Here is a 14636-nt window from a genome sequence, read left to right as displayed (position 1 = left end):
TCAGACGAGCTCGGTGACGGTGCCGCCGGCGGCGGTGATCTTCTCCTTGGCGGAGCCGGAGACGGCGTCGACCGTCACCTGCAGCGCCACGGCGATCTCGCCCTGGCCGAGGACCTTGACGAGGCTGTTCTTGCGAACGGCACCCTTGGCCACCAGACCCTCGACGGTGACCTCGCCACCCTCGGGGTACAGCGCGGCCAGCTTGTCGAGGTTCACGACCTGGAACTCGGTCTTGAACGGGTTCTTGAAGCCCTTCAGCTTCGGAAGACGCATGTGGAGGGGCATCTGCCCACCCTCGAAGCGCTCCGGAACCTGGTAGCGGGCCTTCGTGCCCTTGGTACCACGACCGGCCGTCTTACCCTTCGACGCCTCACCACGACCCACACGGGTCTTGGCGGTCTTGGCGCCCGGGGCGGGACGGAGGTTGTGGATCTTGAGCGGGTTGTTCTCCGCCATGATCAGTCGACCTCCTCGACCGTCACGAGGTGGCGGACGGTGTGCACCATGCCGCGGAACTCGGGGCGGTCCTCCTTGACGACCTGCGTGTTGATGCCCTTGAGACCAAGGGAGCGCAGGGTGTCACGGTGGTTCTGCTTGCTGCCGATGTACGACTTCGTCTGCGTGATCTTGAGCTGAGCCATTACGCAGCACCAGCCCCGGCACGCGCACGCAGCAGAGCCGCGGGAGCGACGTCCTCGAGGGGCAGACCGCGGCGGGCCGCGATCTCCTCGGGACGCTGCAGGCCCTTCAGGGCCTCCACGGTCGCGTGCACGATGTTGATCGCGTTCGACGAGCCGAGCGACTTCGACAGCACGTCGTGGATACCGGCGCACTCCAGGACGGCACGCACGGGACCACCGGCGATAACACCGGTACCCGGCGAAGCCGGCTTGAGGAGAACGACGCCGGCAGCCTTCTCACCCGTGATCGGGTGCGGGATGGTGCCCTGGATACGGGGGACCTTGAAGAAGTGCTTCTTGGCCTCCTCAACACCCTTGGCGATGGCGGCCGGCACCTCCTTGGCCTTGCCGTAACCGACACCCACGGTGCCGTCACCGTCGCCCACCACGACGAGCGCAGTGAAGCTGAAGCGACGACCACCCTTCACAACCTTGGCGACACGGTTGATCGCGACGACACGCTCAACGTAAGCAGTCTTCTCGGCGGCGGCTGCGCCACCGTCACGACCCTTACGGTCCCGCCGCTCGCCGCCACCGGCACCGCCACCGCGGCGCTGGGGTCCAGCCATTGGATTACCTCTCTCTTTCCGCTAGCTACGAGCGGCTCAGAACTTGAGCCCGGCTTCGCGGGCGGCGTCCGCCAGGGCGGCGATGCGCCCGGCGTACTGGTTGCCACCACGGTCGAACACGACAGCCTCGACACCGGCGGCCTTGGCGCGCTCGGCGACCAGGGCGCCGACCTGCTTGGCCTGCGCGGACTTGTCGCCCTCGCCACCGCGGATCGAGGTGTCCAGGGTGGACGCCGACGCAAGGGTGTGCCCCTTGATGTCGTCGATCACCTGGGCCACGATGTGGCGGTTCGAGCGGGTAACGACCAGACGCGGACGCTCCGCCGTTCCGTTGATGTTCTTACGGATCCGGATGTGGCGGCGCTTGATCGCGGCGCGCTTGTAGGCGTCGCCCTTGAGGATCTTCTGTCCGTATGCCATGGCTTACTTACCCGCCTTTCCGACCTTGCGGCGGATGACTTCGCCCTCGTACTTGACGCCCTTGGCCTTGTACGGGTCGGGCTTGCGCAGCTTGCGGATGTTGGCCGCAACCTCGCCGACCTTCTGCTTGTCGATGCCCTCGACCGAGAACCGGGTGGGGGCCTCCACCTTGAAGGTGATGCCCTCGGGGGCCTCGACGGTGATCGGGTGGCTGTAGCCGAGAGCGAACTCGAGGTTCGAACCCTTGGCGGTCACGCGGTAACCGACACCACTGATCTCGAGCTTCTTCACGTAACCCTGGGTCACGCCGGTGATCATGTTCGCCACCAGCGTGCGGGACAGGCCGTGCAGGGCCTTGCTCTGACGCTCGTCGTTGGGGCGGGTGACGTTCAGAACGCCGTCCTCACCCTTGGCGATCTCGATCGGCGCCACGACGGTGTGGGTCAGCGTGCCCTTGGGGCCCTTGACCGAGACCGTCTGGCCGTCGATGGTGACGTCCACGCCGGCGGGAACCGTGATGGGGAGCTTGCCAATACGCGACATAGCTGTTTCCTCCGTTCCCTTCCGCTACCAGACGTAGGCGAGGACTTCCCCACCCACGCCCTTCTTGCCGGCCTGCTTGTCGGTGAGGAGCCCGTGCGACGTGGAGATGATCGCCACGCCGAGGCCGCCGAGCACCTTCGGCAGGTTGGTGGACTTCGCGTACACCCGGAGACCGGGCTTGGAGATCCGCTTGATGCCCGCGATGGAGCGCTCACGGTTCGGGCCGAACTTCAGCTCGAGAACGAGGTTCTTGCCGACCTCGGCGTCCTCGACCTTCCAGCCCGTGATGAAGCCCTCCTGCTGGAGGATCTCCGCGATGTGCGACTTGATCTTCGATGCCGGCATCGACACGGAGTCGTGGTATGCCGAGTTCGCGTTCCGCAGACGCGTAAGCATGTCTGCGATCGGATCAGTCATGGTCATGAATTGGCCTTCGGCCTCTCTCGCCGGGGTTTCCAGGTGCCCATCCCTCTCCTCGATCCGAGACGAGGCGGGTGCGGTGCGGTGGACCTACGGCGTAGTAAGTCGTACGGGCGTCAGGGCGCCCAACCCTCCTAGCCTAAGCCATGGAGGGGTGGGCCCCTGACCAAACCCTTTGCTTACCGAGAGCTTCAGGTATCCCCAAGTAGGGGATTACCAGGAGCTCTTGGTCACGCCCGGCAGCTCGCCACGGTGAGCCATCTCACGAAGGCACACGCGGCACAGGCCGAACTTGCGGTACACGGAGTGGGGACGGCCGCAGCGCTGGCAGCGCGTGTAGCCACGCACGCCGAACTTGGGCTTGCGAGCAGCCTTCGCGATCAGAGCCTTCTTCGCCATCTCGCTCACGCCTCCTTGAAGGGGAAGCCGAGGTGACGAAGGAGCGCGCGGCCCTCAGCGTCGTTGGTCGCCGTGGTCACCACGGTGATGTCCATACCCCGGACGCGGTCGATCTTGTCCTGGTCGATCTCGTGGAACATGACCTGCTCCGTGAGACCGAAGGTGTAGTTGCCACGGCCGTCGAACTGCTTGGGGGACAGACCACGGAAGTCGCGGATGCGCGGCAGCGCGAGCGACAGGGTGCGGTCCAGGAACTCCCACATGCGGTCGCCACGGAGCGTGACGTGGGCACCGATCGGCTGACCCTCACGCAGCTTGAACTGCGCGATGGACTTGCGGGCCTTGGTGACGGCCGGCTTCTGACCGGTGATCGTGGTGAGGTCGCGGATGGCGCCCTCGATCAGCTTGGAGTCGCGGGCGGCGTCGCCCACACCCATGTTGACCACGATCTTGACGAGGCCGGGGATCTGCATGACGTTCTCGTACTTGAACTCGTCACGCAGCTTGCCCGCGATCTCCTCGCGGTACTTCGTCTTGAGACGCGGAGTGGTGGTGGTAGCCATCAGATGTCCTCACCCGTCCGCTTGGCAACGCGGATCTTGTTGCCCTCGTCGTCGAAGCGGTAACCGACACGCGTGACGACCTTGTTGCCGTCCTTCTCAACGACCAGCTGGACGTTGGAGACGTGGATCGGCGCCTCGGTCGTGACGATGCCGCCGGCCTGCGAACCGCTGGCGGTCGGGCCGGCCTTGGTGTGCTTCTTGACCCGGTTGACACCCTCGACCAGGACGCGCTCCTCGCGCGGGTAAGCGGCAATGACCTTGCCCTGCTTGCCCTTGTCCTTGCCGGTGATGACCTGGACCAGGTCGCCCTTCTTGATCTTCATGCTTACAGCACCTCCGGAGCCAGCGAGATGATCTTCATGAACTTCTTCTCGCGCAGCTCACGCCCGACCGGGCCGAAGATGCGGGTGCCGCGAGGGTCACCGTCGTTCTTCAGAATGACGGCGGCGTTCTCGTCGAAGCGGATGTACGAGCCGTCCGGACGGCGGCGCTCCTTGACGGTGCGAACGATGACCGCCTTGACGACGTCACCCTTCTTCACGTTGCCACCGGGGATCGCGTCCTTGACGGTGGCGACGATGACGTCACCGATGCCCGCGTAGCGGCGACCGGAGCCACCGAGCACACGGATGCAAAGGATCTCCTTCGCACCAGTGTTGTCGGCGACACGCAGTCGCGACTCCTGCTGGATCACGTCTATCTCCTGTTTGTCTGCCGGTTCCCTCCGGGGGATGCACCGGAGAGCCTGGCGGAACCGTCCTGCGAGTAGCTCCCGCAGGAATTACTTACGCCTCTTGAAGCGGCGACCCGCGCCGGGGGCTTCACCGCGGCCAGGCCCGAAGGCCTGGGGGCGGAGCCCCCAGCGAGGGGCAGCGGGGGCGAACCCCCGCCTGATTACTTCGCCTTCTCGAGGATCTCGACGACGCGCCAGCGCTTCGTCGCGGACAGCGGCCGGGTCTCCGCGAGGAGGACACGGTCGCCGACACCCGCGGCGTTCTGCTCGTCGTGCGCCTTGAGCTTGTTCGTACGGCGGATGACCTTGCCGTACAGCGCGTGCTTCACGCGGTCCTCGACAGCGACGACGACGGTCTTGTCCATCTTGTCGCTGACGACGAGACCCTCACGGGTCTTGCGGGCGCCACGTGCCTCGGTCGTCTGCTCTTCAGTCACATTGCTCTCGCTCATCAGGCGTTCTCCACCGTTTCGATGCCCAGCTCACGCTCGCGCATCAGGGTGTAGATCCGCGCGATGTCCTTACGGACCGCCTTCAGGCGGCCGTGGTTCTCGAGCTGACCAGTCGCCGCCTGGAAGCGGAGGTTGAACAGCTCTTCCTTGGACTCGCGGAGCTTCGCCAGAAGCTCCTCGTTGCCCAGCTCGCGCAGCTCGGACGCCTTGGTACCGGCCGACATCACGCTTCACCTGCCTCGCGCTTGACGATCCGGCACTTCATCGGCAGCTTGTGAGCGGCACGAGTGAGGGCCTCACGCGCAATCTTCTCGTTGGGGTACGACAGCTCGAACATCACGCGTCCGGGCTTGACGTTGGCGATCCACCACTCCGGAGAACCCTTACCGGAACCCATGCGGGTCTCGGCAGGCTTCTTGGTGAGGGGACGGTCCGGGTAGATGTTGATCCAGACCTTGCCACCACGCTTGATGTGACGCGTCATGGCGATACGAGCGGCCTCGATCTGACGGTTCGTCACGTACGCCGGGGTGAGCGCCTGGATGCCGTACTCGCCGAACGCAACCTGCGTGCCGCCCTTGGCAGCGCCGGAGCGCTTCGGGTGGTGCTGCTTGCGGTGCTTGACCCTACGGGGGATCAGCATGTCGGTCAGGCCTCCGTTCCGGTGCTCTCAGCCGGAGCGGCGGCGGGGGCCTCGGCCTTGGGGGCCTCGGCGCCGGCAGCCTGCTGCGGCTTGCGACCGCGCCGCTCGCCACCGCGGCCACCACGGGCCGGGCGGTCGGAGCCGCCACCGCGAGCCGGGCGGTTACCCGCACGGGCGGCAGCGTTCTCGGCGCGGACCTCGGCGATGTTCTTGACGTCGCCCTTGTAGATCCAGACCTTCACACCGATGCGGCCGAAGGTCGTCTTGGCCTCGAAGAAGCCGTAGTCCACGTTCGCGCGGAGCGTGTGCAGGGGCACGCGGCCCTCGCGGTAGAACTCCGAGCGGGACATCTCGGCGCCGCCGAGGCGGCCACCGCACTGGATCTTGATGCCCTTGGCGCCGGCCTTCATCGCCGACTGCATGCTCTTGCGCATGGCACGGCGGAAGGAGACGCGGGAGGAGAGCTGCTCGGCAACGGCCTGCGCAACCAGCTGAGCGTCGGTCTCGGGGTTCTTGACCTCGAGGATGTTCAGCTGGACCTGCTTGCCCGTGAGCTTCTCGAGGTCACCGCGGATGCGGTCGGCCTCGGCGCCACGGCGGCCGATGACGATGCCCGGACGAGCGGTGTGGATGTCCACACGCACGCGGTCACGGGTGCGCTCGATCTCAACCTTCGAGATACCGGCGCGCTCCATGCCGGACGTCATCATCCGACGGATGGCGACGTCTTCCTTGACGTAGTCCTTGTACAGCTTGTCGGCGTACCACCGGGACTTGAAGTCCGTGGTGACACCGAGCCGGAACCCATGCGGGTTAACCTTCTGGCCCATTACCGGGTTCCTTCCTTGCTGCTGACGACCACGGTGATGTGGCTGGTCCGCTTGCGGATCCGGTAGGCACGGCCCTGGGCACGCGGACGGAACCGCTTCAGGGTCGGGCCCTCGTCGACGTACGCCTCGGAGATGAAGAGGCTGTCGGCGTCGGTGTGGTCGTAGTTGTGCGCGGCGTTGGCGATGGCGCTGTCGAGCACCTTGCCGACGGGCACGGAGGCTGCCTGCGGAGCGAATCGCAGAACAGCCTGAGCCTCCGTGGCATCCATGCCACGGATAAGGTCCACCACGCGGCGGGCCTTCATGGGCGTAACGCGGATGTACCGCGCCTGGGCCCTGGCTTCCATGGTTGTCCCTCTCAGTTACTTACGTGTCTGAATGCGATCCGCTACTAGCGGCGCTTCGACTTCCGGTCGTCCTTGACGTGGCCCCGGAAGGTGCGCGTCGGCGAGAACTCGCCGAGCTTGTGGCCGACCATCGACTCGGTGACGAACACCGGGATGTGGGTCTTGCCGTTGTGCACCGCGATCGTGTGGCCGAGCATGGCCGGGACGATCATCGAGCGACGGGACCAGGTCTTGATGACGTTCTTGGAACCAGCTTCGTTCTGAGCATCCACCTTCTTGGCGAGGTGCTCGTCGACGAAGGGCCCCTTCTTGAGACTGCGCGGCATCTAAACCCGCTCCTAGCGCTTCTTGTTCGTCTTGCGGCGGCGGACGATGTACTTGTTCGACGCCTTCTTGGGCGAACGAGTACGACCTTCCTTCTGACCCCAGGGGCTGACCGGGTGGCGACCACCGGAGGTCTTGCCCTCACCACCACCGTGCGGGTGGTCAACCGGGTTCATCGCCACACCGCGAACGGTCGGGCGGACGCCCAGCCAGCGCTTGCGGCCGGCCTTGCCCCAGTTGATGTTGCTCTGCTCGGCGTTGCCGACCTCGCCGACCGTGGCGCGGCAGCGCTGGTCGACCAGGCGGATCTCACCGGACGGCATGCGGAGGTGGGCCAGCGAGCCCTCCTTCGCGAGCAGCTGCACGGAGGCACCGGCGGAGCGGGCGAACTTGGCGCCGCCGCCCGGACGAAGCTCCACGGAGTGGATCGTCGTACCGACCGGGATGTTGCGCAGGGCCAGGTTGTTGCCGGGCTTGATGTCGGCGCCGGGGCCGTTCTCGATCCGGTCGCCCTGGGTCAGGCCCTTCGGCGCCAGGATGTAGCGCTTCTCGCCGTCCGCGTAGTGGAGCAGCGCGATGCGCGCGGTGCGGTTGGGGTCGTACTCGATGTGCGCGACCTTCGCCGGCACGCCGTCCTTGTCGTGACGACGGAAGTCGATCACTCGGTAGGCGCGCTTGTGTCCGCCACCCTGGTGGCGAACGGTCACACGACCGGCGTTGTTACGGCCGCCCTTGCTGTGCAGCGGGCGGACCAGCGACTTCTCCGGCGTGGACCGCGTGACCTCGACGAAGTCGGCGACGCTGGAGCCACGACGGCCCGGCGTAGTCGGCTTGTACTTGCGGATTCCCATTTCTCAGTCCTCGTCCGATATCGGACGATCCGACCCGCTTACGCGGTCGGACCGCCGAAGATGTCGATACGGTCGCCCTCGGCGAGGGTCACGATCGCGCGCTTGGTGGCCGCACGCTGGCCGAAGCCGGTGCGGGTCCGCTTGCGCTTGCCGATGCGGTTGATCGTGTTGACCCCGGTGACCTTGACCGAGAAGACCGCCTGGACGGCCTGCTTGATCTGGGTCTTGTTGGCGCTCGGGTCGACGATGAACGTGTACTTGTTCTCGTCGAGAAGCGCGTAGCTCTTCTCGGAGACGACCGGCTTCAGCAGGACGTCACGGGGGTCCGTGTACGACTTGCTCAGCGGAGTCTCGACCGTGTTCTTGCCCTCGGCCTCGTGGCGACGCGCCTTGGCGACGCGCGCGGCCTTGGCGGCCTTCGCAGCCTTGGAGGCAATGCTCGGGTGACGCGTAGCCATCAGGCCTCGCTCCCTTCGGTGTCGTTGGCCTTCGGGCCGGCGACGAAGGACTCGAGAGCGGCCTGGGTGAAGACCACGTCGTCCGAGACGATCACGTCGTACGTGTTCAGCTGGCCCGGCTCCAGGATGTGCACCTGGGGCAGGTTGCGGGCGGACAGCCACGCGGCCTCGTCGGCGCGGTCGACGACCAGGAGCAGGTTCTTGCGCTCCGAGATCTTGCCGAACAGCGTCTTGGCGGCCTTCGTGGACGGGGTCTCGCCCTCGATCACGCCGGAGACGACGTGGATGCGGTTGTGGCGGGCCCGGTCGGTGAGGGCGTGACGCAGAGCGGCAGCCTTCATCTTCTTCGGGGTCCGCTGCGAGTAGTCACGCGGCTGCGGGCCGTGGACGACGCCACCGCCGGCGAACTGGGGCGCGCGGGTAGAGCCCTGGCGCGCACGGCCGGTGCCCTTCTGACGGTAAGGCTTCTTACCGCCACCACGAACCTCGCCGCGGGTCTTGGTCTTGTGCGTGCCCTGACGGGCAGCCGCGTTCTGCGCGACGACGACCTGGTGGATCAGCGGGATGCTGACCTTCTCCACGCCGAAGATCTCCGCGGGGAGCTCGACGCTACCGGTCTTCTCGCCGGCAGGCGAAAGGATGTCAACAGTGCTCATCGGTACCTCAGGCCCCCTTGGCCGCGGTGCGGACCAGGACGAGGCCGCCGTTCGGACCGGGAACCGCGCCCTTGATGAGCAGCAGACCCTTCTCCGCGTCAACGGCGTGGACGGTCAGGTTCTGGGTGGTGACCCGCTCGTTGCCCATACGACCCGCCATGCGGAGGCCCTTGAACACACGGCCCGGGGTGGCGCAGCCACCGATGGAACCGGGAGAGCGGTGCTTGCGCTGGGTGCCGTGTCCGGCGCCGAGGCCCTTGAAGTTGTGACGCTTCATGACACCGGCGAAGCCCTTGCCCTTGCTCTTGCCGGTCACGTCGACCTTGATGCCGGCCTCGAACACCTCGGCGGTGATCTCCTGGCCGAGGGTGTACTCGCTGGCGTCAGCGGTACGGATCTCGACGAGGTGGCGGCGGGGAGTGACGTCGGCCTTGGCGAAGTGGCCCTTGAGGGGCTTGTTCACCTTGCGCGGGTCGATCTCGCCGAACGCGATCTGGACGGACTCGTAGCCGTCGGCGTCGTTCGTACGGACCTGGGTGACGACGTTGGGGCCGGCCTTGACGACGGTGACCGGAACAACACGGTTGTTCTCGTCCCACACCTGCGTCATGCCGAGCTTCTCGCCCAGGATGCCCTTGATCTGCTTAGCCATTCTCAGATCACCGACCCTCAGAGCTTGATCTCGATGTCGACACCGGCCGGGAGGTCGAGTCGCATCAGAGAGTCAACGGTCTTGGGCGTCGGGTCGAGGATGTCGATCAGGCGCTTGTGCGTGCGCATCTCGAAGTGCTCGCGCGAGTCCTTGTACTTGTGCGGCGACTTGATGACGCAGTACACGTTCTTCTCAGTGGGCAGCGGCACCGGGCCCGCGACCGACGCACCAGTGCGAGTCACCGTCTCGACGATCTTCTTCGCCGAGGAGTCGATGACCTCGTGGTCGTAGGCCTTGAGCCGGATGCGGATCTTCTGTCCCGCCATGGCTACTCAGTAGTCCTTTGTCTCTTCACGCTCTGGAACCCGGTCCTCCGTACGCTCCCTCGCCGACCCACGCGGTCGGGCGTGTCGCGCTTCCGCTGACACAGATGTCCCTTGTTCGAACATCCCTTGCCTGGGAAAGAGGTTTACCCGGGTGCCTGGCCAGTGCCGCACTGACACTTCCCGGAAGATTCCCGTACGTCCGCCCCAGTGCTGCCTTACGGCAGTTAGGGCGACGAGTACTGTGGGACTCGCTTCCGGTCCCCCCGGCGGGAGGCGCGCAGCATCAACACTCGACCGAGCAACTCCGACAGTCTGCCATACGGGGCAGGGGCCTGGCCAATCGAGCCGGAGAGAATACCCCCAGGGTGACGCAGGTCAAACCCGCACCCTCGACGCCGCTCGAACGAGCCCCGGACGGCCCCTCGGTCGTGTTCATGTCCGTGAATAAAAATCAAGCACCTAACTATTGACGCGTCCATAGCAAGCGCTTACGTTCCCAATCGGCAGTACGGAAAGCGCTTTCCCTTGCACGGCACCCCTGGTCACGGACGAACCCGGAGGCACCACCATGCAAGTGAGACCCGTCCTCGCGTGTGTCAGCCTGCTGTCCGGCGCGCTCGTCGCGCTGTCCGGCACCCCGGCACACGCCGCGAGCACCACGCAGTACGTGTCCCCGAGCGGCACCGCCGGCGCGGCCGGCACGCAGTCCGCCCCGACGACGCTCGCCACCGCGATCAGCCGCATCGCATCCGGCGGCACCATCTATCTGCGCGGCGGGACGTACAACTACTCGTCGACGATCACGATCCCGGCCGGGAGCAACGGCACTTCGAGCGCCCGCACCACCCTGTCCGCCTACCCGGGCGAGACCCCGGTGCTCAACTTCTCGGCGCAGAGCGAGAGTTCGTCGAACCGTGGGCTCCAGCTGAACGCCAACTACTGGCACGTCCACGGCCTCACGGTCGAACACGCCGGCGACAACGGGATCTACGTCGGCGGCAGCAACAACGTCATCGAGCGCACGGTGACGGCGTACAACCGCGACACCGGTCTGCAGCTGGGCCGGATCTCCTCCAGCACCCCGAGCAGCCAGTGGCCGTCGAACAACCTGATCGTGAGCTCGGAGTCGCACGACAACGAGGACTCCGGCGGCGAGAACGCGGACGGCTTCGCGGCAAAACTGACCACCGGCACCGGAAACGTCTTCCGCTACGACGTGTCCCACAACAACATCGACGACGGCTGGGACCTGTACACCAAGACCGACACGGGCGCGATCGGCCCGGTGACCATCGAGTACTCGCTCTCCTACGGCAACGGAACCCTGACCGACGGCACGCAGAACGCGAACGGCGACCGCAACGGCTACAAGCTGGGCGGCGACGACATCGCCGTCAACCACGTCGTCCGGCACAGCATCGCCTACCGCAACGGCCATCACGGGTTCACGTACAACAGCAACCCCGGCACGATGGCGATCTCGAACAACGTCGGCGTCGACAACGCCGAGCGCAACTTCTCGTTCGACAAGGGAACGTCCGTGTTCCGGACGAACACCTCGTGCCGCTTCGGCGTGAGCGGTCCGAACGACAAGACCGTCGGTGACGCCGACAGCTCCAACCAGTTCTGGACGGGCACGAACGGCTCGCGCTGCTCCTCCTACAGCGGCTCCCTGGGCTGGTCCTTCGCCTCGGACGGCCATCTCGCCGTGACCTTCGGCGGCAAGGTGGTGACGCCGTGACCAGGGGATTCTGATTCCCCTGGGGCTTCCCCCACCCCGATACACCGGCTTGCCGGATGGTCCGGGGGAAGCCGCCCAGGCCACGGTGGTGGCACAGCCTGCAGCCACCGGAGGGACCACTCGTGCGCATCGTCACGGCCACCGCCGTCATCCTGACCCTGGCGGCGGGAGCCGCACCGGCCGCCGTGGCCGACGCCGGCAGAGCCTGCACGGACGGTCTGTGGCGCATGGACGGCTACGGCACCGTCCTCGCCCTCGGGCACGGGGTCTACCAGGAGTACCAGACCACCGCGGTGAGCTGCCTCAAGGGCGACTCCGCACGGCAGACCGGCCCGGGAACGTACACGGCGGACGGCACCGTGCTGACCGTGCGCCTCGGCCGCGATCGCGATCACGCGCAGCTGTCGGCGGACAGTTCCGTGGGCCATCGGCAGCTGCGGCGGATCGCGGCGCTGCCCACGAAGTGCACCGGGCCGACGCCCACGGACCCCCGTACCGCCTTCGACGTCTTCTGGCAGTCCTTCGAGGAGAACTACCCCTTCTTCGCGGCCAAGGGCATCGACTGGCGTTCCGTACGCGACCGCTACCGCCCGCGGATCCACAAGGACACCACCCGCGCGGAGCTCTTCGACGTCTTCAGCCGGATGGTCGCCCCGCTGCACGACGCCCATGTCGCCGTACAGGACGGCGACCGCGTCTTCGCCCAGGGCCGCCCCGGCACCGAGGTGCCCTCGGAGCAGCTGGACGCCAGGGTCAAGAAGTTCATCGTCGAGCGCGATCTCGCTCGGGCACCCTACCGGCGGGACTTCGCCGCCGGCCGCATCACCTACGCCGACCTGCCCGAAGGCGGCCCCGGATACCTGCGCGTCTCCGGCTTCGGCGGGTACACGACCGCCGACCACGGTTCGTACGCCGCCGACCTGGCCGAGCTCGACAAGGCGCTCGACACCGTCCTCACCGCGGAGCGCACCCGGCGCCTGCCGGGCCTGATCATCGACCTGCGCATCAACGGCGGCGGCTCCGACGCCCTCGGCATCCACCTCGCCGAGCGCCTCACCGACCGGCCCTACGTCGCCTACGCCAAGCGCGCCCGCAACGACCCGGCCGACCCGACCCGGCACACCCGGCCCGAGCCGATACCGGTGCTCCCCGCCCACGCGCCCCGCTACACCGGCCCCGTCGCAGTCCTGACCGGCGGCTCCACGGTGAGCGCGGGCGAGACCTTCACCGAGGCCCTCATGGACCGCCCCGGCAGGACGATCCGCATCGGACAACCCACACAGGGCGTCTTCTCCGACGTCATGTCCCGCACGCTCCCGAACGGCATGACCGCCTGGCTCCCCAACGAGGAGTTCCTGACCCGCACGGGCCACACCTTCGACGGCACAGGCATCCCACCCCAGATCACCGAGCCGGTCTTCACCGAGGAGGAGTTCGCCGACAACCGAGACTCGGCTTTCGACCGAGCAGTGAGCGAACTGGATCGCTGAGCAGGGTGCGCAATTTCCGCTGCGGTCCGACAGCCCCCTCAAGGGGCGCGGGGCTGTATCGATTTGCGGCTCCGCCGCGTGGGCGCGACCAGCCACAACGCAGCCGCGGACAAAAGACGACCCATCGCGGCACCAACCGCGGAGCGCTACGCGCCGGCGTGCCTCAACCGCGCAAACGACGTATCCAGCCCCCGCTTCAACACCCGCGCCACAGGCCGCTCCACCACCCGATGCACAAACCAACTCAGCACCAGAAACCCGCCGATCACAAGGGCAACCAGCAACCGCGGATCCATGGTGTCCCGAAGCTGCCCGATCAACGTCGTACCGGCCATGTAGTGGATCAAATACAGCGGATACGTCAGGCTCCCCGCCGTGACCAGCCACTTCCACCGCACGCGATCCGTCGCACCGAGCGCGATCGCGACCATGGCCAGCAGGAACACCGTGTAGATCACCGCGCTCCCCCGCCATCCGGAGACATGCTCGGTGTTGTCGATCCTCAGGCCCAGCTGCCGCTGCCCCATCAGCCACGCCATCCCGAGGATCCCCCACAGCAGCAGGTCCTGGCCGAAGCGGTGCATGAGGTAGAGGGCGAGGCCGGCGATGAAGAACCAGGCGCCCTCCGGGTTGGCGGCCAGCGTCAGCAGGTGGAACTCCGAGACCGGGGCGAGCATGGCGGCCGCGCCCCACACACAGCAGAAGATCACGACCTTGCGGTACGTCAGCCCGGTGGCGACGACGACCATGAAGAGCAGATAGAAGCGCAGTTCCGACCAGAGCGTCCAGTAGACGCGGTCGACGTTGGCCACGCCCGAACCCGACTGCAGCATGGTGAAGTTGAGCAGAATGTCGCGCAGCTTCAGCCGGTCCCAGACCCCCGGCGCCACCACCAGCACGGCCGTGGTGAAGGCGATCCCGAACCAGTACGCCGGGTACAGGCGGATCACCCGGGAGACGAAGAACTCCCGCGGGGTGCGCCCCCAGCAGGACATGCAGATCACGAAGCCACTGATCACGAAGAAGATCTCGACGCCGATCCAGCCGTAGGCGGCGAAGTGGAAGACCGTCGGCATGGTGTCCGAGACCGGCCGGCCCCAGACGGCGTTGCCCGGCTGGTCGACGCGCCAGCTGCCGACGTAGTGGTGCACGGCCACCATCAGGGCGGCGACGAGACGGATGCCGTCGATGGCGTACAGGCGCGGACGCTCGCGTCCAAGTGGGGCCGCCGGACGGCGTACCTGCACCGTCCGCAGCTGCTGCGTCGGCCGGTCGACCATCGTGGACATCAACGACCATCCCTGTTTCTTGCCTGTTCCGACCCCTCACGCTAGGGGGTCACAACCGCCCCACAGTGAGCAGACAAGAACATTCGGGGCACCGGAAACGGGGAGTTGGTCGAACTCTCCACCAGACGTCCCGCAAGGTTCTCCGAGACTTCACCGTGCAACCGTCCCCCTCCCGGCCGCGGGCCAGACGCGGGGCAAGCGAAAGGGCCCGTACGACCGAAGTCGTACGGGCCCCTTCAGGAGCTCGCGC

The 14636-nt window shown here is 66.8% G+C and carries 23 protein-coding genes and 1 pseudogene; 2 read left to right on the top strand and 22 right to left on the bottom strand.

Annotation, left to right across the window (positions count from 1 at the left end; translation table 11 throughout):
- From rplO to rpsJ, 21 genes are all read right to left on the bottom strand, one after another.
- Positions 1–456, bottom strand: a complete 456-nt coding sequence (gene rplO, locus EDD92_RS28285) for a 50S ribosomal protein L15 (protein WP_099930780.1) — start codon at positions 454–456, stop codon at positions 1–3.
- A gap of 2 nt (positions 457–458) precedes the next feature.
- Entirely contained in the window at positions 459–641 is a 183-nt protein-coding gene (rpmD, locus tag EDD92_RS28280) for a 50S ribosomal protein L30 (protein WP_005481207.1), read from the bottom strand.
- A complete protein-coding gene (gene rpsE, locus EDD92_RS28275; RefSeq protein ID WP_030671799.1) occupies positions 641–1249 on the bottom strand; it encodes a 30S ribosomal protein S5 in 609 nt (202 codons plus the stop codon). The genes rpmD and rpsE overlap by 1 nt, the downstream gene beginning before the upstream one ends.
- 36 nt (positions 1250–1285) lie before the next feature.
- Positions 1286–1669, bottom strand: a complete 384-nt coding sequence (gene rplR / locus EDD92_RS28270; RefSeq protein WP_030930487.1) for a 50S ribosomal protein L18 — start codon at positions 1667–1669, stop codon at positions 1286–1288.
- A 3-nt stretch (positions 1670–1672) separates the two neighbouring features.
- The gene (rplF, locus tag EDD92_RS28265; RefSeq protein WP_115906445.1) at positions 1673–2212 is read right to left on the bottom strand and encodes a 50S ribosomal protein L6; all 540 of its coding nucleotides are present in this window, start codon (positions 2210–2212) and stop codon (positions 1673–1675) included.
- Between the two features lie 24 nt (positions 2213–2236).
- Entirely contained in the window at positions 2237–2635 is a 399-nt protein-coding gene (rpsH, locus tag EDD92_RS28260) for a 30S ribosomal protein S8 (protein ID WP_030930492.1), read from the bottom strand.
- 210 nt (positions 2636–2845) lie between these two features.
- Positions 2846–3031 (bottom strand): type Z 30S ribosomal protein S14, encoded by a 186-nt coding sequence (locus EDD92_RS28250; protein ID WP_003948630.1) that lies wholly within the window; start codon positions 3029–3031, stop codon positions 2846–2848.
- 5 nt (positions 3032–3036) lie between these two features.
- Entirely contained in the window at positions 3037–3594 is a 558-nt protein-coding gene (gene rplE, locus EDD92_RS28245; RefSeq protein WP_007494758.1) for a 50S ribosomal protein L5, read from the bottom strand.
- A complete protein-coding gene (gene rplX, locus EDD92_RS28240; protein WP_030930498.1) occupies positions 3594–3917 on the bottom strand; it encodes a 50S ribosomal protein L24 in 324 nt (107 codons plus the stop codon). The genes rplE and rplX overlap by 1 nt, the downstream gene beginning before the upstream one ends.
- A gap of 2 nt (positions 3918–3919) precedes the next feature.
- The gene (rplN, locus tag EDD92_RS28235; RefSeq protein WP_003998823.1) at positions 3920–4288 is read right to left on the bottom strand and encodes a 50S ribosomal protein L14; all 369 of its coding nucleotides are present in this window, start codon (positions 4286–4288) and stop codon (positions 3920–3922) included.
- Between the two features lie 200 nt (positions 4289–4488).
- Positions 4489–4779, bottom strand: a complete 291-nt coding sequence (gene rpsQ, locus EDD92_RS28230) for a 30S ribosomal protein S17 (RefSeq protein WP_099930779.1) — start codon at positions 4777–4779, stop codon at positions 4489–4491.
- On the bottom strand, positions 4779–5003 hold the full coding sequence (gene rpmC / locus EDD92_RS28225; protein WP_030930505.1) for a 50S ribosomal protein L29: 225 nt from the start codon (positions 5001–5003) through the stop codon (positions 4779–4781). Before rpmC ends, rpsQ begins: the two co-directional genes overlap by 1 nt.
- A complete protein-coding gene (gene rplP, locus EDD92_RS28220) occupies positions 5003–5422 on the bottom strand; it encodes a 50S ribosomal protein L16 (protein ID WP_009327094.1) in 420 nt (139 codons plus the stop codon). The genes rpmC and rplP overlap by 1 nt, the downstream gene beginning before the upstream one ends.
- A gap of 5 nt (positions 5423–5427) precedes the next feature.
- Positions 5428–6252: a 30S ribosomal protein S3 gene (gene rpsC / locus EDD92_RS28215; RefSeq protein ID WP_030930513.1), complete on the bottom strand. Its 825-nt coding sequence runs from the start codon at positions 6250–6252 to the stop codon at positions 5428–5430.
- On the bottom strand, positions 6252–6599 hold the full coding sequence (gene rplV / locus EDD92_RS28210) for a 50S ribosomal protein L22 (protein ID WP_003974262.1): 348 nt from the start codon (positions 6597–6599) through the stop codon (positions 6252–6254). Before rplV ends, rpsC begins: the two co-directional genes overlap by 1 nt.
- A 44-nt stretch (positions 6600–6643) precedes the next feature.
- Entirely contained in the window at positions 6644–6925 is a 282-nt protein-coding gene (rpsS, locus tag EDD92_RS28205; RefSeq protein ID WP_030930516.1) for a 30S ribosomal protein S19, read from the bottom strand.
- A gap of 12 nt (positions 6926–6937) precedes the next feature.
- Positions 6938–7774: a 50S ribosomal protein L2 gene (rplB, locus tag EDD92_RS28200; protein ID WP_030930519.1), complete on the bottom strand. Its 837-nt coding sequence runs from the start codon at positions 7772–7774 to the stop codon at positions 6938–6940.
- A gap of 38 nt (positions 7775–7812) precedes the next feature.
- The gene (gene rplW, locus EDD92_RS28195) at positions 7813–8232 is read right to left on the bottom strand and encodes a 50S ribosomal protein L23 (protein ID WP_030930522.1); all 420 of its coding nucleotides are present in this window, start codon (positions 8230–8232) and stop codon (positions 7813–7815) included.
- Complete coding sequence (rplD, locus tag EDD92_RS28190; protein WP_123966951.1) at positions 8232–8888, bottom strand: 50S ribosomal protein L4; 657 nt, start codon at positions 8886–8888, stop codon at positions 8232–8234. The genes rplW and rplD overlap by 1 nt, the downstream gene beginning before the upstream one ends.
- A gap of 7 nt (positions 8889–8895) precedes the next feature.
- Positions 8896–9540, bottom strand: a complete 645-nt coding sequence (rplC, locus tag EDD92_RS28185; protein WP_007384065.1) for a 50S ribosomal protein L3 — start codon at positions 9538–9540, stop codon at positions 8896–8898.
- A gap of 17 nt (positions 9541–9557) precedes the next feature.
- Complete coding sequence (gene rpsJ, locus EDD92_RS28180) at positions 9558–9866, bottom strand: 30S ribosomal protein S10 (RefSeq protein WP_003948644.1); 309 nt, start codon at positions 9864–9866, stop codon at positions 9558–9560.
- A gap of 658 nt (positions 9867–10524) precedes the next feature.
- Between rpsJ and EDD92_RS28175 the strand changes: the two are divergent.
- Positions 10525–11607 (top strand): annotated as a pseudogene (locus tag EDD92_RS28175) (right-handed parallel beta-helix repeat-containing protein); the annotation flags it as partial.
- Positions 11608–11729: 122 nt separating this feature from the next.
- The gene (locus EDD92_RS28170; protein ID WP_123966949.1) at positions 11730–13097 is read left to right on the top strand and encodes a S41 family peptidase; all 1368 of its coding nucleotides are present in this window, start codon (positions 11730–11732) and stop codon (positions 13095–13097) included.
- Positions 13098–13243: 146 nt separating this feature from the next.
- On the opposite strand, the gene EDD92_RS28165 is transcribed toward EDD92_RS28170, so the two are convergent.
- A complete protein-coding gene (locus tag EDD92_RS28165; protein ID WP_123966948.1) occupies positions 13244–14386 on the bottom strand; it encodes an acyltransferase in 1143 nt (380 codons plus the stop codon).
- Positions 14387–14636 lie beyond the last annotated feature (250 nt).

Source organism: Streptomyces sp. TLI_185 (genome assembly GCF_003814765.1).
Lineage (GTDB): Bacteria > Actinomycetota > Actinomycetes > Streptomycetales > Streptomycetaceae > Streptomyces.
Note: the sequence above shows the minus strand (reverse complement) of the source record. Positions and strands in the feature narration are given on the sequence as shown.